Source organism: Cohnella kolymensis (genome assembly GCF_000829465.1).
Lineage (GTDB): Bacteria > Bacillota > Bacilli > Paenibacillales > Paenibacillaceae > Cohnella > Cohnella kolymensis.
Genome location: NZ_JXAL01000027.1, coordinates 39,612 through 61,100 on the forward strand (window position 1 = coordinate 39,612; position 21,489 = coordinate 61,100).

Consider the following 21,489-nt stretch of genomic DNA (forward strand, 5'->3'; position numbering starts at 1 on the left):
ACCCATCACCTCTGTTAGGGGATTGTGCCCTTCAATCTCCTTCCTGCTTCCTCCAGCGACCGGATATCTTCTACATCAGCGCCCGCTTACTTTTCACTGTAATCATGGAAAATGAACGTATCCTGGCAGACGAGGAGGCTGAGGCCTAGACGCCTGCTGCGAATGCTGTAGTCCTCTTCCGCCTGCTCTGCGCCGGACAGGCGTTCATCCAATAGGCCGAGTTTTTCCATTAGTGCCCTTTGAAACGCGACGCATACGCCGAGGAATGTTTCGACCCGCTTCCACTTTTCCGGATCCGAAATATTGACCTCTGCGGCAATTCTTTGAAATTCCTCAATATTTTCAAAAGGGTAATGGACTTTCTGCGAATCGCCGGCACGATTCAATACCGGAGCGACAATACCGATGTCCGAACTGCTGTATAGCGCTTCTTGCAAATTGTTAAGCCAATTTGGGCTCACTACTGTGTCACTATGCAGCAAAACCAGCGTGTCGCCTGACGACAATAGAAGCCCTTTGTTGCAGGCGACGGAAAACCCTTCATTACGCGGCAATGAAATGATAGGAAGTTTCTCTCGCCTGCACCAGTCTGCTGTCCCGTCGCTGGAAGCACGATCCACAACGATAATTTCATGGGAGGTATTCGTATGTTCGCGTATCGATGCGATGCAATTTTGCAGCAAACCAAGCCGGTTATACGTCGGTATGATGATCGATGCTTTTGTCATCGTTTTCGATCCTCCAGAACATTGCGATTGCGGATCAAATCGGCAAACCGTAACCGGCTTCCCCTAACGCTCAAAGCTTCTCGCAATGCTTCCACATGATCGCCTGCGGATGTTCTCCATTGGTCGGCAATTAATCGGCTCTTACTGCGCTTCGGCGGTTTAACCGCACCTCCGAGTCCGATGCGCAAACCGGCCAGAATCGCTGCGGCATGCGCTTTGGCAGGGACCGCAAGCCTCGGGGCGCCGATGGTGTTGAAAGCGCGCCTGGTAAGTGCAAAGGGCAGCGTCGACAAGGAGTTGTTTTTCAAATCCTGCCTCCGTAAGCTGGCATTCAAAAATTCAGGGATATGCTGGGCACCGTCTCTTTCGTGAAATAAGCCCATGCTGGGCGAAATGTCATTTAAGGCAACATCCAGCCCATTGTCGCACTCCCACAGGAAGCGAGCCAAGACTTCCGCATCTGCTTTGTGCTCAGCGTCAACGAATAACAGAATATCGGATGCCGCTAATTTGGCGCCCAGTGCCCGTCCGACATCGGCGTCTATCGTGTCCGGCAGATGGGCAATCAGCGTTCTTCTGCTGTTTCTTGCGGCAGTAAACAATTCGTCCGAGGCATTGTGCAGCACTGCGATAATTTCCGTCAGCGGAAGTTGATCGAGCCGCTTCAAAACTTTTTGCAGAGCCTTCGGGTCTTCACCGGCACAGACGATGGCACAGGCCGTTCTCCGAAGGGGTACGGGACATACATCGCTTTTCATGCCGCAGCCCTTCATAAATCCGCGGATATAATCTTTGCCTCTATGCAGAATGACTTTCCATATGGGCACTTTGAAAGCTTTGGTTCTGCGGTAATATTCGTACCAGTGCTTGCAGGCGGCGTGCCGGAGCTGGTCCTCAGTCGCTTGGAACCGTTCGCTTCTAAGCCAAGCTTTCCCGTGCTTCAGTCCAGCGGAATAATCAACGTACGCTTCGCCTTTGGATACGGGATGGTCCGAGCTTGTCATCCGGCTGCCTGAGCCGGGACCCCCTGGCGCAGCCCCGCTTCGTCGTTTTTTCATCCTATTTCACCATCCATCGTTGACGGGTTACATCCTCATATCCGCCCCGGGCATCAGTCTGTGACATCCACCACTCAATGGCTTCCAAATGATCTCCCACAATAAGACGTTCCAACGAATATTTGCGTTTGCCTCGCCTTCGGTTCAGCCGTCCTACATTCACGAATATGACCCGGCGTACGTTCAGACCTTTATGGATAGCCTTTGCCTGCGCCAACGGAGGTACCGAAAGTGCGGGGGAGCCAATAGCATCAAGCGCTTTGCGGCTGAGTGCGTGCGGCACTGCCGTCAACGATGCGCCTTGTAAATCGGGTCTGCCGAGCAATTGATTTAATGCATGCTTGGCAAGAACGACTCCGTGCACCTTTGACCTTTTAACGGGACCCGAATAGTCGTTCAGCGCCACGTCTACCCCTTTCGCTACGGCGTTCACAAATGGCTTCAGCTTCACAGCAGGGATAATCATATCGGCGTCAATAAACAACAGAATGCTCCCTTTCGCATTGTCGGCGCCTATAGATCTGCCGACATCGTGTCCAAGCGGACGGTCATAGACGAGTACCTTGGCGCCGCTTCTTTGTGCGATTCCGAGTGAACCGTCTGTAGAACCGTTAACCACAACTATGACTTCCGTACGGGGGTGCACACGGAAGGCTTCTCGAATAACGCTGGACAGTTTTTGTCTTTCATTCATGACCGGTATGACAACGGAGACTAAGGGTCGGTAAGACCTCCGGCTTTTACCGAATTTGTTCGACAGTCTATCCACCCCCATGAAATTCGGGCCAATGCGTACATGACATTGTATGTTTGCCGTGTCCATTCGCAACGGCATATGTACTATTCCGGTACCGGCCTGAGCGCTAAAAAGCGGCTCCGGGGATTCGGAGCCGCTGCAGAGTCAAGCTATGCTTTTTTCCCGATGGCAATCCATTGAATCCATCCTTTAGGCTCCGGAGCCAGTCGAGTACGGATGATCTCCAAGTCCGCTTCATTAGGCCGTTTGCCGCTCAGAATGCAGCCGCATGAAGGATGATCCGACATCGCGACCAGAACATAAGAATCATCCGCGAATGGGACTGAGAACGACACCGTGAGCTTGATGGATTCCATTGCGCCTTGGAAATTGTACTGCTCGCTGCCGAATGCCATTGTCACGTCGGGCATTTGAGCCGCAACCGGCATGAAAGAAAGCTTCGAAGGGCTCACGCTGCCGTCTGCCAAATGCCGGTCAGTTACGCTGGCCGCTGCGAGTTTGTCTCCACTGACACTGCCGTCGGCTAGATGTTGTTCCGTTACACTGGCTTCAAGCATTTCCGGCACCTCACCGGCGATCGCCGTTGAAGCTTGCTGTGAAAGTTGGATCTGCGTCAGCGTAAGCTTCGTTAGAAGATCCTGAACCTCAGGCGAGAGCTTCGACCCGCTGACGGCTCCATCTGCTAGGTGAGCCTCCGTTATACTTTCTGAGGCCAGCTTCGAGCCGTTGACGCTTCCCTCCGCCAGATGTGCTGCCGTAACAACGTGCTGGCCGATGTGAATTGACGTAACAACCTGTTCCCCAAGGTGGTGAGGCAGAATGGAGCTCGGAGTGAGGTGAACGGAGCCAATGCTTCTTACGGCAATATTCTCGGCATTGACAGCTGCAGGCGCGAGCAGGTTCGCTGTAATACTTGCTTTACTCAGCTTGTCGCCGGTAATGGACGCATCAGCAATATGATGATTTGCAACCGAACCGGGTACCAGCTTCTCCGACGTAACGGCGCCATCCGCAAGTTTTCTCCCGTCAACCGCCCCATCCGTCAGCTTCTCGGTCGTTACACTTTCTTCGGCGAGTTTCGTCACTGTTACGCTGCATTCAGCAAGGTGTTCTGTCTCTATACTGCCTGCCGCCAGCTTGGCGCCTGTTACACTGCCTTCCGCGAGGTGCTCCGCCGCTACGCTGTTTTCCGCGAGCTTCGCCCCGTTCACACTGCCATCCGCCAGATGCTCTGCCGCTATACTGCCTGCCGCAAGCTTGGCGCCTGTTATGCTGCGGTCCGCAAGGTGCTTTGCCGTTACAACCTGCTGCTCAAGGTGGCTGGACGTAATGGCCTGTTCGCGAATGTGGAAACCGAGAATCGAATTGGGACTAATGTGAGAAGAGATTATCGTCCGTTCAGAAATATGACGGGCATTGACAGCTCCAACTGCAAGCTGTTCCGCTGTAATGCTCGCTTTGCTCAGCTTATCGGTTGTAATTGAACCTTCGGCAATTTGCTCCGGTCCAACTGAACCGTAAGCCAGTTTCGAAGTTGTAACGGCGCCGTCCGCCAGCTGCTCCGCTCCGACCGAACCTGTCGCCAGTTTCCGGCCGGTAACCGCACCATCCATCAGCTTCGCAGTCGTTACGCTCTCGTCAGCCAGCTTAGCTTGACTTACACTGCCGTCGGCAAGATGAGCTACCGTTACGGCCTCCTGCTGGAGGTGACTGGAGGCAATGACCTGTTCGCCGACGTGATAACCGAGAATCGAACTTGGGCTGAGGTGCGAGGAGCTGATGCTTCGTGCGGGAATCTTCTCCCCATTCACAGCACCTGGGGCGAGATGCTCAGACGTTATCACTACGTTACTGAGTTTGTCGAAGGTGATCGCGCCGTCCGCGATCTGATCGCTGCTGATCGCCCCGTAGGCCAGTTTGGCAGAGCTGACGGCGCCGTCAGCCAATTGTTCCGTTCCGATGGAGGTGATCGCGCCGTCCGCGATCTGATCGCTGCTGATCGCCCCGTAGGCCAGTTTGGCAGAGCTGACGGCGCCGTCAGCCAATTGTTCCGTTCCGATGGAGCCTGCCGCAAGCTGCTGTGCGGAAACCGCACCGTCCATCAGTTTGTCGGACGTTATGCTTCGGTCAGCGATATGATCCGCATTTATTGAACCGGCTGCCAGTTTTTCTCCGGTAAGCGCACCGTCCATTACCTTATCTGATGTTATACTGTGGTCGGCAAGCTGCTCCGGACCTACTGAGCCGACTGCCAGCTTGACGCCGGTTACGCTGCCGTCCGCGAGGTGCTCTGCCGTTAAGCTGCCTGCCACCAGCTTCCCTCCCGTTACAGTGCCGTCAGCGAGGTGTTCTGCCGTTACGCTGCCAACCGCCAGCTTCGCCCCGTTCACACTCCCGTCCGCAAGATGCACCTCAGTTATACTTCCTTCTGCCAGCTTCTCCCCGAACACGATGCCTTCCGCCAGGTGTTCTGCCGTTATGCTGCCTGCCGCCAGTTTGGCGCCGGTTATGCTGCAGTCAGCAAGAAGTTCCGTCGTTACAGCCTGCTGTTCAAGGTGGGTAGACGTAATAGCCTGTTCGCCAATGTGGAAACCGAGAATCGAACTTGGGCTGATGTGGGAAGATCCAATGCTCCGTTCCGAAATATGAAGTGCATTGATCGCGTCCGGTGCGAGCTGATCAGCTGTAATGCTCGCTTTGCTCAGCTTATCGGCTGTAATTGAACCGTCGGCAATTTGCTCCGGTCTAACTGAACCATAGGCCAGCTTCGAAGTTGTAACGGCTCCGTCTGCCAGCTGCTCCGGACCTACCGAGCGAGCCGCCAGCTGCTGTCCTGTAACCGCACCGTCCGCCAGCTTGTGCGACGTTATGCTGTGGTCAGCAAGCTGCTTCGTGCCTACCGAGCCGTCCGCCAGCTGCTCCGCACCGACCGAATCTGTCGCCAGCTTCCGGCCGGTAACCGCACCATCCGTCAGCTTCGCAGTCGATACGCTTCCGTCGGCCAGCTTCGCATTACTTACACTGGCATGAGCAAGATGTGCTTCCGTTACGGCCTCTTGCTGAAGATGACTGGAGGCAATGACCTGTTCGCCGATGTGATAACCGAGAATCGAGGCTGGAATGAGATGAGAGGAGCTGACGGTCCGCGAGGAAATCTTTTCCCCATTCACAGCGCCTGCCGCGAGATGCTCAGACGTTATCACTACCTTACTGAGTTTGTTGAAGGTAATCGAGCCGTCCGCGATCTGCTCGCTGCTGATCGCCCCGTAGGCCAGTTTGGCCGAGGTAACGGCGCCGTCAGCCAATTGTTCCGTCCCGACCGAGCCTGCAGCAAGTTGCTTTTCGGTGACCGCACCGTCCATCAATTTATCGGACGTTATACTATGTTCGGAAAGCTGCGCCTCACCTACTGAACCTGCCGCCAATTTCTCTCCGGTTACCGCACCGTCCATTAGCTTGCCGGTCGTTATACCTTGATCGACCAACTGCTCTGCTCCTACAGATCCTTCTGCGATCTTCGGCCCGGTAACCGCACCGTCCATCAGCTTTTCGGACGTAATATTGCGGTCGGCAAGCTGCTCCTCGCCTACTGATCCTGCTGCCAATTTCTCTCCGGTTACCGCACCGTCGCTTATCTTATCGGTCGTTATACTGTGCACGGCAAGCTGCTTCGTACCTACTGAGCCGGCTGCCAGCTTCTCTCCGGTTATCGCGCCGTCCGACAGCTTGCCGGTCGTTATACTTTGATCGGCCAACTGCTCCGCACCAACAGAACCTGCTGCAATCTTCTGCGCGATGACTGCACCGTCCAATAGCTTGTCGGTCGTTATACTGCTCTCCGCGAGATGCTCCGCATTTATTGAACCGGCTGCCAATTTCTCTCCGGTAACCGCACCGTCCATTAATTTCTCGGCCGTAACGCTCTGATCAGCCAGCTTCGTCCAACCTATGCTGCCGTCAGCCAGCTGTTCCTGTCCCACCGAGCCTTCGGAGAGCTTCGATGCAGTAACGGCGCCATCAACCAACCGGTCTCCTTCGATCAGGCTTCCGGCAGCAGCAAGTATCTCCAGCAGCGAAGGCGCAAGGTGATCCTGACTGATTTCGCCGGCTGCCAGCTTCAGTCCGGTGACCGAGCCGTCCGCCAGCTGCTCTGATCTGATCGCGCCGGCCGCCAGCTTCGCGCCGGTCACCGAACCGTCTAATAACTTGTCGGTCGTTATGCTCAGGTCGGCCAGTTGCATCGAACCTACCGAACCGTCCGCCAAGCGTTCTGAAGTGATCGGGCTTGCGGCTGTTTTTAGACATTTCAATAAGGATGCTGAGAGAATTTCAGCAGTGACAGCCCCCGGTGCGAGCTTCGCTGTCGTCACGGCACCGTCAGCCAATTGCTCTTCTTCTACCGCGCCGGACCCCAGTTTTTGCGCCGTAACCGAGAAATCCAGCAGCTTATCGGATGTGACACTGTTGTCGGCCAGCTGATCCGACGTAACCGATCCGTCCGTTAAATGCTCTGATCCTACCGCATTCACCGCCAGCTTCCGGCCGGTAACCGCGCCGTCTAACAGCTTGTCGGTCGTTACACTGTGACCGGCCAACTTGGACGCTGTTACACTGCCTTCGGCCAGCTTATTTTCCGAAACAGCCCGTTCCATCAAATGTGTGGAGCCGACCGCATTCGGTTCCATCCGCTCTGCATCGATACGGCGTTCCGCCATCTTGACCAGATCAAACATATCAGGCGCGAGATGTGACAGGGCGACTGTTCCTTTGCGAAGGTGGAAACCATGTACGGACTCCGGTTTAAGGTGCTTTCCGCTGATGCTTTCAAGCTGCAGCTGCGCACTGCCGACACTGCCGACGGACAGCTTATTGGAGGTTACGCTTTCGTCGGCAAGCTTATCTGCTGTAACGGCGCCGTTTGCGATAGAGAACTCGGCCACGCTGAACGGGGACAAATGACTGGTCTTCACAATGCTTTCCTGCAGATGGATGGAATCGACAGAACCGGCCTCCAAATGATTGGATGTTATTGAATGCTCCGCAAGATGGCTTCCGTTGATTGTTCCGCTTTTCAGATGTCGGCCCTCGACACTGTCCGCCGCCAGCTTTTTGGATGTTACAGCCTCATCACTCAAATGATGCTCACGGATGCTCTTTTCGGCCAGATGGACTCCGAGTATCGACTGCTCGGCAAGATGAGGCTTTGTACCGCTTCAGGCGACAGATGAGACGAATTTACCGCTCCTTCGGCAAGACGCTCGGATGTCACCGCCGCATCCGCCAAGATGGATGTAGTTACGATTCCGTCACTTAAATGCTTTCTTTTCACTGCGCCGGATTGAAGATGGTTGGAGCCCACAGCGCCTTCCGCCAATACGCGTGCCGTCACCGCCCCATCCTTCAAAGCACGCTCGTAAACGGAATCTTCGTCCAGCTTGGCGGAAGTGATGCTGCCGTCAGCCAGTTTAACCGTGGTCACAGCCAGATCCGCCAGTTTATCCGTCGATACGCATTCGGGCGAAAGTTTTAACGAGGTGATTAAATGGTCCGTAAGATGATGCGAAAAAACGGCGCGAATCCCAAGCTGCCGTTCGCCGACCGAGCCGGGTGCCAGTATTTTGTCCGTGACCGATTCATTTTGCAGGGCAGCCGTACCGACTGCTCCATTCGCCAAGTGGGCGGTTTGGACAGCTCCTTGGCGCAAATGGCGGCCTTCCACCGAATCCGGTGCCAGCGCTCCCGTCACAACCGACTCGGCGCCAAAATGATAGGGCTTGATCGAACCGGACGCCAAATGCTCTGCAGTCACGCTCTCAGAAGATAGGTGCTCCGCTTTAATTGAGCCGGCAGCTACGTGCCTGGTGGCAACGGAATTATCTCCGAGCTTCTCTCCCACAACCGATCCGTTCGCGAGCTGCAGTGTTCCGACCGCTCCCTCCGTCAAATGACGGCTCTGAACCGTCCCTTCCGCAATCTGCTCGGGACCGATGCCTCCATCCTGCAAATGCTCCCGACCGACGGCTTGCATCGCTAAATGCTGATTTTGTACAGACCTGTTCATTAAATGGCGTGATTCGATAATCCCTTCCGCCAGCTTGTCGGATATTATGCTTCCTTTGGACAAGTGGCGGCTTTGGATGGCCTCATCCGCCAATTTATTCGAAACAACGCTTTGATCGGCGATTTTCTTGGAGGTCACTGCCTGATCTACAAGTTTAATGGTGGTCACGGACTGTTCCGTCAGCTTTGAAGCCGTTACTGAATCATCGGCCAGATGCCGGGTCGCAACGGACTCTTCGGCTAGATGAAAGCTTTGGATCGACCCGCCTTGCACATGCTCGGCCTGCACCGACCCGTAGGTGAGCTTGTTTCCGGACACGGATCCATCAGCCAATTCACGGCCTCCGACCGCCCCTTCCCGAAGATGCTCTGCCTCCACCGAGTGCGGGGCCAAATGCTTTCCCTGCAGTGCGCCGATCGCCACATGGTGAGCCAGTATCAATCCCTCGGCCAAATGCTTGGAATCAATGGCTCCGCGGGCAATTTTTTCATTCGTCACCGCACTGTCTCTCAGCTTGGATGACGTTACGGAGCCGTCCGCTAATTTGGAGGTGTCGACACTCTCGTTGGCCAGGTTTTCGCTCCGAATCGCGCCGCTCCTAATTTTTTCCGACGTAATGATGTGGTCCTGCAGCAATTCGGAGGTAATGAGCGACAAGCTCAAATGCTTGGCCTCGATCGACCCTTCGGCAATTTTATCGGAGCTGATCGTTCGATCCGCCAGCTTCTCCGAAGTCACGCTGCCATCCTTGAGCTTCTCGCTGGTGATGGATCGGTCGCGAATTTTTTTGTCCGGAAATCGAATTTTTTAGTCAGATGGTCGCCTACGATGGATTCCGGTGCGATTTTAGATGAAGTGATGGAGCCGTCCGCCAGCTTGATCGAGGTAACCGCGTAATCGGCAAGCGCAGCCGTATGGATTGAATCTGACGCCAAATGAGCAGCTTTAACCGCCAATGAAGCGATCTTCTCGCTTGTGACTGCCTCGTCCGCCAGGTCATCCGTATAGACGAGCGGAGCCGGCTTTGACGGCATCCTTTTCTCTTCCAACTTGGATGCGCGAAGCTCCCGTTCGTCTGCCGCTTCCGCGGCTGCAACCTGCTCCGCCTCGGCAGCGGCAAGCTGCTCCACTTCCGTCTGTTCTGCCGTCTCCTCGCGCAAAATCTCCGCGATGGCGTCCGCTGCCAGCTCGGTTTCATTTTGCGAGCTTTCCATGATCGACTCTACATCCGCCAAGCTCACTTCCTCAGGCAATTCTATAGCCGGGGATACGGAAGTTGCGACCGCTACGATTTCCTCTGTCTCTTGGGGGCTCGATATAAGCTCCGAGGCGGGCTGCTCGAGCAGCTCCAACTGCTGTTTCCGCTCTGCCTGCGCATTGAACACGGATTGTTTGCCCGTTTTGGAGTTAACCCGCCCCTGCCTCACTCCGCCATGCGCCGGCATGATCGGCTCTGCTGCCGCTGCAGAACCGTGAACGGAGATCGGTCCGGTATCCGGCTTTTTCTGTATGTCATCCAGCCATTTAAGCTCGAGCTTGTTCGGATTGTCGACGTAATAAAGGGGCCGGCGCGGTTTGGACATCTTCTTTTCCGGTTTCTTTTTCATGTTCATCTCCTTCCATGCATCGAAATCTTCAGTATCATATGCATTCACCCATAGGCACGCCACGAGGATAGGCGCCTGTCACGAGCCAAATTGAATTCAATGGGCGCTATAAATAATTAAGCGAAAAAATATTTGCCGCATGAGTTTACTTTTGTGACTTGCGAGCGTATAGTTAAAGCAATTCAAGTTTTGCCCTAGGGAAAATTACTGTCATTAATGCTACACTTGTTGCCAAGCGCAACAACAGAGGGGTGAACATTCATGAAGGATGATTTGGTCATCAGCCAATCTCACGCTGCCCAATCCGCTAAGGCTGCAAGACAAAGGAAAGACGGTTGGCGGCGGGAAAGAACGCAGCCTTCGCTGCCTGAGGTCTACCGTTCCATGCGGATCCCTAAGAACGGCTCCACGTTCCGCAAATTTTTGGCGTTCGCCGGTCCCGGTTATATGGTGGCCGTCGGTTATATGGACCCCGGCAACTGGGCGACCGATATAGCGGGTGGATCTCGATTCGGCTATACCCTGCTCTGCGTCATTATGATGTCTAACTTAATGGCAATCGTGCTGCAAGCTTTGTCCGGCAAGCTCGGCATTGTCACGGGTCGGGACTTGGCACAGGCGTGCCGCGATCATTACAGTAAACCTGTGAGCTACGGGCTATGGTTTCTATGCGAGCTGGCCATCGCAGCCTGCGATCTGGCGGAAGTGATCGGTGCCGCTATCGCACTCAACCTGTTGTTCGGCATACCGCTTCTCTATGGGATTCTGCTGACCGCGTTCGACGTTCTCCTCATTCTATTTTTGCAAAATAAAGGTTTTCGATATATCGAAGCTCTGGTTATCGCTCTGATTGCTACTATTGGAATTTGTTTCGGAATTGAGCTATTTTGGTCGCGTCCGGATATGGGCGGTATTATGCTCGGGTTCGTGCCAAGCGCTGAAATTATCAAAAATCCTGAAATGCTCTATATCGCCATCGGGATATTGGGCGCAACGGTAATGCCTCATAATCTGTATCTTCATTCCGCAATCGTTCAAACCCGCCAATTCGAGCAAACACCGCTCGGCAAAAGGCAGGCCATTCGCTTCTCGACATGGGATTCCACCATCGCGCTTTTTTTTCGCGCTGTTCATCAATGCGGCGATACTGATTCTGGCCGGGGCGGTATTTCATACTTCAGGACACAATGACGTGGCAGAAATCGGGGATGCTTATCATTTGCTGTCGCCGCTGCTCGGCACGACAGTTGCCTCCATCCTGTTCGGGGTCGCATTACTCGCTTCGGGTCAGAATTCAACTTTGACGGGTACGCTGGCGGGCCAAATCGTCATGGAAGGCTTCCTCAATCTGAGACTGCGCCCATGGCTGCGGCGGCTGATCACCCGATTGATCGCCATCATTCCCGCGGTTATCGTCACAGCCATATATGGGGACAGCGGCACGGTTGATCTGCTCATTCTCAGCCAAGTCATTCTGTCACTGCAGCTGTCATTCGCTGTCGTCCCGCTGGTCCGCTTCACAGGCAGCAAAGCGAAGATGGGCGAATTTGCAAATCCGATGTGGCTTAACATTCTGGCTTGGTTCATTGCCGTTATTATCATGGGATTAAATGGCTACTTGCTGTACCGCACGTTTTGGGGCTGAGATCGAACATTCAAAAGCCCGGAGGGATAATCCCTTCGGGTTCATTTAACAGATACACTCCGTCATTCGGGCTGATACTTTTTACGTCTCCCTTATCATTTTATAGGCCAGCAGGGCGTCGACCGGCGGATGGTCGGCTCCGAATGACCGGACAAAAGAAGGATTTTGCGCATCGTGAAGCCCTTTCAGGACGAGTACATAGTATCCCCTTTCCAAAAAGTCCTCGGGCTCCCACCCGCTGCGGTGCTCCTGGAATCGTTCTCCCTGCATATTGTAATAGTCATAGTTACGCTGCGGGAAAAAGCCGCGGGGCGTAAACACGACGACCTTATCCGTCGCGATTTCCTCCGCGACCTTGAGCAGGTGCAGGCCATCCTTTTTAGAGAAATGCTCCAGGGTATCCATGAACAAAACGGCCGAAAACGTCTTGGGCATAAACAGCTGGTCCATCTTCATCGCGTCGGCATTGAGGGGAATAATATGCGGCTGCCGATTTTCCCGGTTTTCCAGATAAGGCCGGTGGATTTCCAGACCGACTATAAAGCCCGTAACGGTAAAGCAGCGGTCCCCTGTACCGCAGCCGACATCTAAAAGACTGAAGCACGGATCGATGAGCTCCTTGACGATGCTTAAGTAATCCTTGTTGGGAATTTCATAGCACCGTTCATCGCTTTGCGAACGATCCATTTCCCCGACACCTCCCTTGAACAGTTATAAGATAAGTTATGCACTATGTCATGAGGTCCAATCTCTCAATTCCTGCAGCATGGTCCCGTAATCGGGAACCCGGTAACGGAAATCCGTTCTTGTGCAGATGAGGCTTTTGTCGATCCGGGGTTCCGGGGATTCCACGATTTCCACGTCTTCTTTGCCGTAAACCGTCCGGATCAGGGACAACAGTTCGAATTTTGATATTTTCTCCGGCGGAACCAGGTGATAAAGACCTGACAGATCCTGCAAGATGGCGGCGTGAATCGCCTTGGCCAGCTCAAGCGTGGTGACGCCGGTCCAAAAGACGTTAGCATAGCCCGGAATGGTTCCCCGCTGCTTCATAAACCATTCGAATAAACCGATGCCGTCCGTCTTCAGTTCCGGTCCGATAATCGATGTCCGAAAGGTGAGGCTGCCGGCGTTGTTCACTTCCCCGAGAGCTTTGGTACGGGCATACCAGGTACAGCCATCCGGCCTGTCTTCTTCCGTATAGCCGCCCCTTGCGCCCGAAAAGACGCAGTCCGTACTGATGTGAACGAATTTATAGCCGAAAACTTCGGCCAATCCCGCCAAGCGGTGGGGCAGCAGTCCGTTCACCCGAATCGCCTCGTCATGACGTTTCTCCGCGACGTCGTTGAGAAGCCCCGTCCCGTTGATCACGACATCCGGCCCGGTTCGCATGATGAGTTCCTCCAGTTCCCCTTCCTTCGTCACATTCAGATAAATGGTCGAAGCGTCCGACCGGTCGCGGGAAGTCGACAGCACGTCGAACCCGCCGACCCGTTCAAAATAATGACGGGCCATATGGCCCGCCATGCCGCGGCTCCGAGAATGAGAAGTTTCATGCGAGAAAACCTCCCTGCATCAGCATGTTCCGGATTTCGGACGGCTCCATGATGACATCGTCGGATTTGTAGCTCAAAAAGGGAACGCGGGGCAGCTGGCCGTAGGCCTCCGTCAATTCCTTCAACGAGTGCGTTCCGACGATGACATAATAATTATTATCGAATTGGTAGGCGGTCACGCTTTCACTTGGAGACACGAGTACTTCGTGCAGCTTTTCTCCGGGTCTAATTCCGGTTTCCGACACTTTCACATCCACCCTGCCGGAATGTTCGATGAGGATACGCGCCAGGTCGGTTATTTTACAGGCCGGCATTCGCATCACAAAAATTTCGCCGCCGATTCCCTCTTCGGCCGCCTTGAACACGAGTCCGATCGCCTCGGATACCGTCAGGAAGAAACGGGTCATATTCCTGTCCGTAATGGTGATGGCGCCCCGCGTTTCGATTTGCGACTTGAACAACGGAACGACGCTGCCGTTCGTTCCCAACACGTTTCCGCCCCGTACACAGATAAACCGGGTGTCGGTATCCCTGGCGTTCGCTTGGATGATCAACCTTTCCCCGATTGCTTTACTCATGCCGTAAAGATTGATCGGGTCGACCGCCTTGTCCGTCGATATGTCAATCACTTTTTTTACCCGGTTGCGAATGGCCGCCCGGATGACGTTTTTCCGTCCCGTTGATGTTAGTCTTGATGGCTTCCCACGGCTGGTCCTCACAGACGGGAACATGTTTCAGAGCGGCCAGGTGAAATACATAATCGACCCCCTGCATGGCAGTTTCGAGAGCCTCGAAGTCGCGCACGTCGCCAATCACGAAGGTAAGCTTGGGGGAGAGAAACCTTCGCTGCATGTTCACCTGATTGAATTCCCCGCGCGAAAAGATGCGGATTTCCTTCGGCTTCCTCTCCAGCAGTTGTTTGGTCAGTTCATTTCCCCAAGAACCGGTGCCGCCGGTCACCAGAATCGTTTTGTTCTCAAACATAAGAAATCCCCCCGAGCAAAAGATTGGTGACTTTACGGGAAACGTCCGGGTCCGCATAGCCTGCTGGAAGCGCCCACTCGCGTTTTAGGCCCGACATGTACTTGACACACTCGAAAATACGCTCCCCATCCAGGCCGGACAGCACAGTGCTGCCGCACTCCACGGTTTCCGGCCGTTCCGTGCTGTCCCGTATGGTGACTGCCGGCACGTGAAACAAGCAGCTTTCCTCCTGGACCGTACCGCTGTCGGTGATGACGCAGGCCGCCGACTGCTGAAGACGAATGAAATCGAAAAAGCCGAAAGGTTCGCTCCATGTGATGCCCTCATGTTCGTGGCTCATTCCGAACCGCGTCAACTTATCCCGGGTGCGTGGATGAATACTGCATATGACGGGTAACCCCAACCGGTCCGCAATGCGTTTAAGACCGCCGATGATTTCCCCGAGGCGTGCCGAATCGTCGACATTCTCAGCCCGGTGGGCTGTCATAAGAACGTAGGCGTTGGGGGTCAAGCGATGGGTATCCAGGATCGTGCTCCGGGCGATGTCTTCCTTATAATGCTCCAGCACTTCATAGATGGGATTACCGGTTACGGCAATGCGGTGGGCCGGAAAGCCTTCCCTTAGCAGGTTCTGACGGCTTCCCGGAGTATACGGCAGGTTGAAGGAGGAAACCGCGTCGATGATCCTGCGGTTTTTTCCTCGGGCACCTTAAGGTCGTAGCAGCGGTTTCCGGCCTCCATGTGATAAACCGGGATCCCGTGCCGTTCCGCGATAATGGCGCAAAGTCCGCTGTTCGTGTCCCCCAGAATAAGGACCCGATCCGGTTTTTCGTTCTGCAGGATCCGCTCCACTTCCCGAAACTGGACGGAAAGCTGTTCCCCGACGGAGTTGCTCCCTGCGTGAATGAAATAATCGGGCTGCCGTATTTTCATTTCCTCGAAAAAAATAGCGTTCAACGATTTCGCGTAGTTTTGTCCCGTATGCACGAGGATATGCTTTTCCGCAGCATCATCCAGTTTCTTAATGATCAGGCTCAGTCGGATGATCTCCGGTCGGGTACCGATAATCGTCATGATTTTCATTCCATCCGTCCTTCCCGCGTTAAATATACCTGTACCGTAATTAGAGTATGATTGTGACAAATAATGGTATGGACAACGTCTAAAATTGAATAATCCGTGTATTCCTGCGGGACTGGTTGATTGTCTCATGCGGGTGCCTGTTGTTAAACATATGTTGTACAAGTTGGAAACCCGTTGAATGGAGGAATGAAAATGGCCGATGTAGGGATTGTGATGCCGGTGTACCGCCAAAATCTGGACCACCTGCGCATTGCCTTGCGGTCCGTCCTGGATCAGTCGTACCGGAACTACAAATTCGTCATTGTGGGAGACGGCGCGCCGGAGGACGTGGTCCGGACGATCTATGAAGAGACCGATGGAGATGGGCGTGTTCAAGTGGTGCTGAAGCCCAAAAACGAAGGCGTAGCGGAAGCGTTGAATTTGGGGTTCGATATTCTGATGGCCGACCCGGAAATCGAATATCTGACGTGGGTGTCGAGCGACAATTATTACTATCCGTACTTTCTCATGGTTTTGTATACTGAAATGGTTACATCCCCCCCTGAGGTCGGTCTGATTTACTCCGCCTTCCGGCAAATTTTGGAGGACGGTTCCCCGGCACACGAAGATAAATTTTTGGAGAAATTGCGGGTTTGGCAGAATGTCCCCAAGCAGCGTTTGCTCGATCGCTGTATTATCGGACCCGCTTTCCTTCACCGGACCTCCGTTTGCCGGATCGTAGGACATTACCGGCTTGACCCTGTGCAGGACTATGACTATTGGATCCGGATGAGCGAACATTGCGAGATCAAGTTTATTCCATTCGAATTGATGGACTACCGGCTGAATTCCCCTTTCTCCCTTTCCACCAGCATTCGAAATTCACGGGACAGTCACCGCAAATGCTGGGATGCCGCACATACCGCTCAGTTCGAGGGTCGCCAAAGACGCGGAATACGGCCGGCCATAACGGTCGTTTTTCCCGTTCGGGACCTCTCCGGCAAAACGCTGAAAATGCTGGAAGCGGTAGTCGACCAATCCTACTCCAACTTTAAGCTGTACCTGATGGATCTGACGTCCAAAGGAAACGCCGGCGAGCTTCTGAAAACCGTGCGCGATCCGAGAATACGCGTTAAGCGGGTTTCCTCCCGGAGTTGGAAGGACGCCATCCTGAGCGCCATACGGCGTTTGAAAACCCGTTACACGATAGTGGTTGGCGAAGGCAGCTCCGTGAAATCGAAAAACTATTTCAAGCATATGGCCCGACGGCAGGAGGTCGCCCGGAAACGCGCGATTGTTTCCGCTCGTTACCGGGGGGGGTCCGCGAAGGGGCGCAAAGAGTTCGACGGAAAACTTATGCTCGGCGAATTGTACCGCACCGATAAGCTGAAGGCGTTTATCGCCAAAAACAGGGGCTCCCGGATCTCTATGTCGGGGAGCAGGCGAATCATGAAATTCAAGCGGGCACGTCAATCCCGGTCTGCTCTGCGGAGAAACGCCCGGTAAAACCGGTTGAACGTAAAGGATGCGCCGTTCTTCTGCCTTCAGCGATCGCTCCTTTAAATACAAAAACCAGACCCACAGCCCGCTGCTTGGGTCTCTATCCGTTGCGTCCGGGATGGGCGGGGGATTGTTTAACCGGTCTCAACAATAGTTTGAATTCCCAAGCTCTTGAAAAACGCAATAGAAATGGTTGTCCTTACCCGTTTCTTTGTCCATTACGTTTTCTCTCAACTCTCATTTAATATAATAGTTCAGTTCAAGGAGGTGATAACGAAATAGCAAAGCTCAGAAATAGAAGTGTGCAATCAAATAAAAATAGGAAGAAGGGGTTTAAATGGTAAAAACAATCGTTGATTATCAGATTAGCCAGCCGTTGATCGGTACGACAACGGGTGCCATCTTGATTCCGGCATCTCCATCCGCTGTGAGTTTGGCAGAGTTTGGCCTGAATGTAACCTCAGCAGTGAATGATGTAGTTATCCAAGGTCTCGTCGGAATTACTTCAACTTTACTCCTGCCCCAATTGGCAGTAAAAGTTTTGCGCGATCATTCTTTAGTTGTATTTGCTGAGCAAGTCAATGTAACTTCCGTTAATTCCGTAGAAGACGTACCCATCATTTTTACGGACATCAACGCACCGATGGGTTTTCACTCCTATACTCTTACAGTTGAGCTGCTCTTTCCCAGCGTAACAACGGGTGCTTTTGTTATTGGGCCTATTACCCTGAGCGGCACGTTATTGCAATAACCATGACATGGAACACAGGATTAATGATCGGCCAAAGCAGGAAAACTGTCAGGCAACCCTGACGGTTTTCCTGCTTCTTATAGAATTTATAACATTTTGGGTGAAGTCGTTATTCACCCTCTTTGTGTTTTCTGGTAAATTAAAGCTATGGAGACGGGAGTCGGCTCGATATTTATCCAACTAAGTGTTATAGACGCAAAATTTATAGTAGCCATTGGAATATGCTTATTATCTTTCTCAATTTTGAGAGATAAATAAGCCTATCTAGCTTATGAATATGTGATGCGGAGTTAGGCTTTTGTAAAAGTTGATCTATACTGCAAACGGTCGAGCGCGAGGATGTGCGCTGATGACCGTTTCTTCATTGTTTTCTTACTCGAAACGACTGCTATTGCGCTTTGCTGTATGATATGTCACACTAACCCTGCACTATTGAATTTGATGGCAAAGGAGTGCTCGGCTGCATGACTCGCTGGCTGCTGCGCATGATGACTGAACTGTCTTCACGCAAAACCCTGTCCCGCTTAACGGGGCGTTTCGCTAAATCCTCCATGAGCCGCTGGTGGATATCACGTTTTGCCAGGATGTATAACATATCGATTGATGAAGCGGAAAAAAGGCTGGAAGAGTACACGTCTCTAAACGAATTTTTCACGCGCAGGCTTAAAGCCGGCCGCCGGCCTGTGGATTCCGCCGCTGATGCGATGGTAAGCCCGGTCGATGCTAGAATTACCGGCTTCGGCCCGGTTTCCGACGGTCTGATGCTTCAGGTCAAAGGGCAGGATTATACGCTGGACGAGCTGCTGGACGGCTCTCCCCGGACCTCACAATACCGCCACGGCTATTTTTGGGTGTTATATTTAAGCCCCACGGATTATCACCGTATTCACTCCCCTTGCGATGGGGAAGTTGTCGAGACGGAGCATATCTTTGGGCGTGTATATCCTGTTAACGAATTCGGTTTGACCTCGATGCGGCGGGTACTGTCGCGCAACGAACGGCTGGTGACCTACATCCGTCACGAGTCGGGAGAAGCGGCTGTCGTGAAGGTCGGCGCTTTGAATGTGAGCAGCATCCGGTACGTCGAACCGCAGCCGATTACGCTGGAACGCGGACAAGAGCTGGCCTACTTCGAATTCGGCTCAACAATCGTACTGCTTACGCAGGACGGTACATTCCAACCGCGCGCCGACTTGAAAATCGGTGACAAGGTGCGTATGGGCGAGAGGCTCGGAACAATCGTGAAAACCAATTAAGTATGAAAGGGACTGCCGCATGACTTCGCGGGCAGTCCCATTTTCAATTATCCCTTGCCGGCAGTTCAACGTATCTCCGACGGACTTTTGCCCGTATATTGTTTGAACTGCCTGCTGAAAAAGAAAATATCCCGATATCCGAGCGCATCCGCCACTTCGGTCACATTCATGCCTGCGTGCATAAGCAAATGCTGTGCCCGTTCAATCCGTGTTCGGATCATATAGGTCTGCACCGACATTCCGATGATTTCCTTGAATTTAATGGAGAAGTATCGGGAAGATAAACCGGCACGTATCGCGAGATCATCCACCCTGTGCGGGGTTCCCGGATGCTGGAGAATGTAATTTGCCACCTCGTGGATGCTCTCCGTTAATTGATTGCTGGCCTTGCGCTCTACCGGTTCATCCCGGTCGTTGCGGAGCAAGTGGATAACGAGCTGCTTCAGGATCAGCCTTGCCTCTTCTTCCGCAGCGAAGGTGCGCACGAGGAACAAACGCACATATCTTGCCAGCATATACTCGAAATCGAATGGATCCTGTAACACCCGATAAGATTCAGGCACTTGCGATACAGGCTCCGTCACATCAAAATGGATATAGGTGAGAACCAAAGGTTTTTGCGGATTGTGGGTTGCACTCGTATGATCCCCTGGGCGGAACAGAAAGCAGCTGCCCTTCCCCACAGGGTAGGGGATGCCGTTAAGAATGACCTCCCCTTCTCCGCTCCATACATAAAATAAATCGTAGTTGGCCAGCGGCTTTTCCCGTTTTTGCCATTTCCATCCCGGCTCGCAGACAATTTTGGCAAATGCGGGGAGCAGCTTGAATGATGACGGCGCCAAATCCAGCATGAACGTTACCCTCCCGATCGCTTCACACCCGTTAGAACCCAATGTAAATTGGAAAACCTCTCGTGTCAATGTCGGGTGACGGTGCCGTGGCTATAGTGTATAATATCAGCGAACGAAAATGTGGAAGGATGGGAGTCATGAATCCCCTCGCACAACAACTCAACGATACGATTGCTCGCGAACACTCCGCCGTCGCTCGGATGCTTTCCGGCTTGGGTAAAGCGATCTATTTTCCGAAGGTCGGTATTCTGAGCCAATCCGCCGAAGCCAAGAAGCAAGCGAATGTGTATAACGCGACCATCGGCATCGCGACTGAGAACGGTAAACCGATGCACTTGAACGTTATTCAAGAAACATTGACTGCTTACGATCCGAAAGATCTTTATGAATATGCCCCGCCCGCGGGCAAACCCGAGCTTCGCACCGTATGGCGCGAGAAAATGCTGCAGGAAAACCCTTCGCTTGCGGATAAGAGTATAAGCCTTCCTGTTGTTACGAATGCTCTCACTCATGGTCTTAGCATCGCAGCCGACCTGTTCGCCGATGCGGGCGATGCGGTGATCATTCCCGATAAGAACTGGGAAAATTATGAGCTGACGTTCGGGATTCGCCGCGGCGCCGAGCTCGTCCTCTATCCTCTTTATAATGAGGACAACAAATTTAACGCCGCCGGCTTACGCGACGCCCTGCTGGCTCAACAAGACCGCGGCAAAGCGATCGTGCTGCTGAACTTCCCCAACAATCCGACGGGCTATACGCCGACCGCGGAAGAAGGACGTTCCATCGTTGCCGCCATCAAGGAAGCGGCAGAAGCCGGCATCCATGTGGTCGCGGTTACGGATGACGCTTACTTCGGGCTGTTTTTCGAGAACTCCCTGCACGAATCGCTGTTCGGACAGCTTTGCGGCTTGCACGAGCGCGTTCTCGCAATTAAAGTCGACGGCGCTACGAAAGAAGAATATGTATGGGGTTTCCGGGTCGGATTCATTACTTACGGCGGTCTTGCGGAAGCATCCTTGGCCGCGCTTGAACAGAAGACGCTCGGCATCATTCGCGCCACCATCTCCAGCGGACCGCATCCGTCTCAAACGTTCGTTCTGCGTGCGCTGAAATCTCCTGAGTTCAAGACGCAGAAGGAAGAGAAGTTCAAGATCATGAAAGGCCGCGCGAATAAAGTAAAGCAGCTGCTCGACAGCGGCAAATACGGCAGCGAGTGGACTTATTATCCGTTTAACTCCGGTTACTTCATGTGTCTCAAGCTTTTGACCGCAGGTGCCGAGGAGGTTCGCCAACGGCTGCTGTCCACCTACGGCGTCGGTACGATCGCTCTCGGCGAGACCGACTTGCGAGTGGCGTTCTCCTGTATCGAGGAACCGGATTTGGAAGACCTGTTCGACCGCATCCATCAAGCGGTGCTGGACGTGAAGTCCGGCAAGGCATAACAATGCAGAGGCTGACCCGGGAATTTTCTCGGATCAGCCTCTTGTTCATGTTTAAGCCGCTCGCAGCGGCTTATTTAGCCATTCGTCGCCTCTTCAGCTTATGTAAGCAGCTCGCAGCGGCTTATTTGGCCATTCGCCGCCACTTCATCTCATGTAAGCCGCTCGCAACGGGCTTATTTGGTCATTCGAGGCCGCTTCATCTCATGTAAGCCGCTCGCAACGGGCTTATTT

13 protein-coding genes and 3 pseudogenes are annotated in these 21,489 nt (G+C 53.4%); 5 read left to right on the plus strand and 11 right to left on the minus strand.

Annotated features, from left to right (window positions below):
* Positions 1-86: 86 nt before the first annotated feature.
* From SD71_RS18205 to SD71_RS18230, 6 genes are all read right to left on the minus strand, one after another.
* Positions 87-728: a glycosyltransferase family 2 protein gene (locus tag SD71_RS18205; protein ID WP_082034330.1), complete on the minus strand. Its 642-nt coding sequence runs from the start codon at positions 726-728 to the stop codon at positions 87-89.
* Positions 725-1,786 (minus strand): hypothetical protein, encoded by a 1,062-nt coding sequence (locus tag SD71_RS18210; RefSeq protein WP_152619506.1) that lies wholly within the window; start codon positions 1,784-1,786, stop codon positions 725-727. The genes SD71_RS18205 and SD71_RS18210 overlap by 4 nt, the downstream gene beginning before the upstream one ends.
* Position 1,787: 1 nt before the next feature.
* Positions 1,788-2,561: a glycosyltransferase family 2 protein gene (locus SD71_RS18215; protein WP_082034332.1), complete on the minus strand. Its 774-nt coding sequence runs from the start codon at positions 2,559-2,561 to the stop codon at positions 1,788-1,790.
* Between the two features lie 131 nt (positions 2,562-2,692).
* Complete coding sequence (locus tag SD71_RS18220; protein WP_041066407.1) at positions 2,693-7,678, minus strand: WIAG-tail domain; 4,986 nt, start codon at positions 7,676-7,678, stop codon at positions 2,693-2,695.
* Positions 7,675-9,342, minus strand: a complete 1,668-nt coding sequence (locus SD71_RS18225) for a hypothetical protein (RefSeq protein WP_041066409.1) — start codon at positions 9,340-9,342, stop codon at positions 7,675-7,677. Before SD71_RS18225 ends, SD71_RS18220 begins: the two co-directional genes overlap by 4 nt.
* Entirely contained in the window at positions 9,339-10,211 is an 873-nt protein-coding gene (locus tag SD71_RS18230; protein WP_152619507.1) for a hypothetical protein, read from the minus strand. The genes SD71_RS18225 and SD71_RS18230 overlap by 4 nt, the downstream gene beginning before the upstream one ends.
* Before the next feature lie 384 nt (positions 10,212-10,595).
* Between SD71_RS18230 and SD71_RS18235 the strand changes: the two are divergent.
* Positions 10,596-11,856, plus strand: a pseudogene (locus tag SD71_RS18235) (Nramp family divalent metal transporter).
* Between the two features lie 81 nt (positions 11,857-11,937).
* Here the strand turns inward: SD71_RS18235 and SD71_RS18240 are convergent.
* The 4 genes and pseudogenes from SD71_RS18240 to wecB form a co-directional block, all read right to left on the minus strand.
* Complete coding sequence (locus SD71_RS18240; protein ID WP_052476386.1) at positions 11,938-12,543, minus strand: class I SAM-dependent methyltransferase; 606 nt, start codon at positions 12,541-12,543, stop codon at positions 11,938-11,940.
* Between the two features lie 48 nt (positions 12,544-12,591).
* Positions 12,592-13,383: a dTDP-4-dehydrorhamnose reductase family protein gene (locus tag SD71_RS18245; RefSeq protein WP_326998784.1), complete on the minus strand. Its 792-nt coding sequence runs from the start codon at positions 13,381-13,383 to the stop codon at positions 12,592-12,594.
* A gap of 25 nt (positions 13,384-13,408) precedes the next feature.
* A pseudogene (locus SD71_RS18250) lies at positions 13,409-14,396 on the minus strand (UDP-N-acetylglucosamine 4,6-dehydratase family protein).
* Positions 14,389-15,479, minus strand: a pseudogene (wecB, locus tag SD71_RS18255) (non-hydrolyzing UDP-N-acetylglucosamine 2-epimerase). Before wecB ends, SD71_RS18250 begins: the two co-directional pseudogenes overlap by 8 nt.
* A 192-nt stretch (positions 15,480-15,671) precedes the next feature.
* Between wecB and SD71_RS18260 the strand changes: the two are divergent.
* The 3 genes from SD71_RS18260 (at position 15,672) to asd (ending at position 18,965) form a co-directional block, all read left to right on the plus strand.
* Positions 15,672-16,964, plus strand: coding sequence for a glycosyltransferase (locus tag SD71_RS18260; protein ID WP_052476387.1), 1,293 nt, complete (start codon positions 15,672-15,674; stop codon positions 16,962-16,964).
* Positions 16,965-17,295: 331 nt separating this feature from the next.
* Positions 17,296-17,709 (plus strand): hypothetical protein, encoded by a 414-nt coding sequence (locus tag SD71_RS18265; RefSeq protein WP_041066415.1) that lies wholly within the window; start codon positions 17,296-17,298, stop codon positions 17,707-17,709.
* A 464-nt stretch (positions 17,710-18,173) separates the two neighbouring features.
* Positions 18,174-18,965 (plus strand): archaetidylserine decarboxylase, encoded by a 792-nt coding sequence (asd, locus tag SD71_RS18270; protein WP_041066418.1) that lies wholly within the window; start codon positions 18,174-18,176, stop codon positions 18,963-18,965.
* Positions 18,966-19,030: 65 nt separating this feature from the next.
* On the opposite strand, the gene SD71_RS18275 is transcribed toward asd, so the two are convergent.
* Entirely contained in the window at positions 19,031-19,816 is a 786-nt protein-coding gene (locus SD71_RS18275) for a helix-turn-helix domain-containing protein (RefSeq protein ID WP_041066421.1), read from the minus strand.
* 137 nt (positions 19,817-19,953) lie between these two features.
* Between SD71_RS18275 and SD71_RS18280 the strand changes: the two genes are divergently transcribed.
* Positions 19,954-21,258 carry an aminotransferase class I/II-fold pyridoxal phosphate-dependent enzyme gene (locus SD71_RS18280; RefSeq protein ID WP_041066424.1) on the plus strand — a complete coding sequence of 435 codons (1,305 nt, stop codon included), beginning with the start codon at positions 19,954-19,956 and terminating at the stop codon, positions 21,256-21,258.
* The last annotated feature ends 231 nt before the right edge of the window (positions 21,259-21,489 follow it).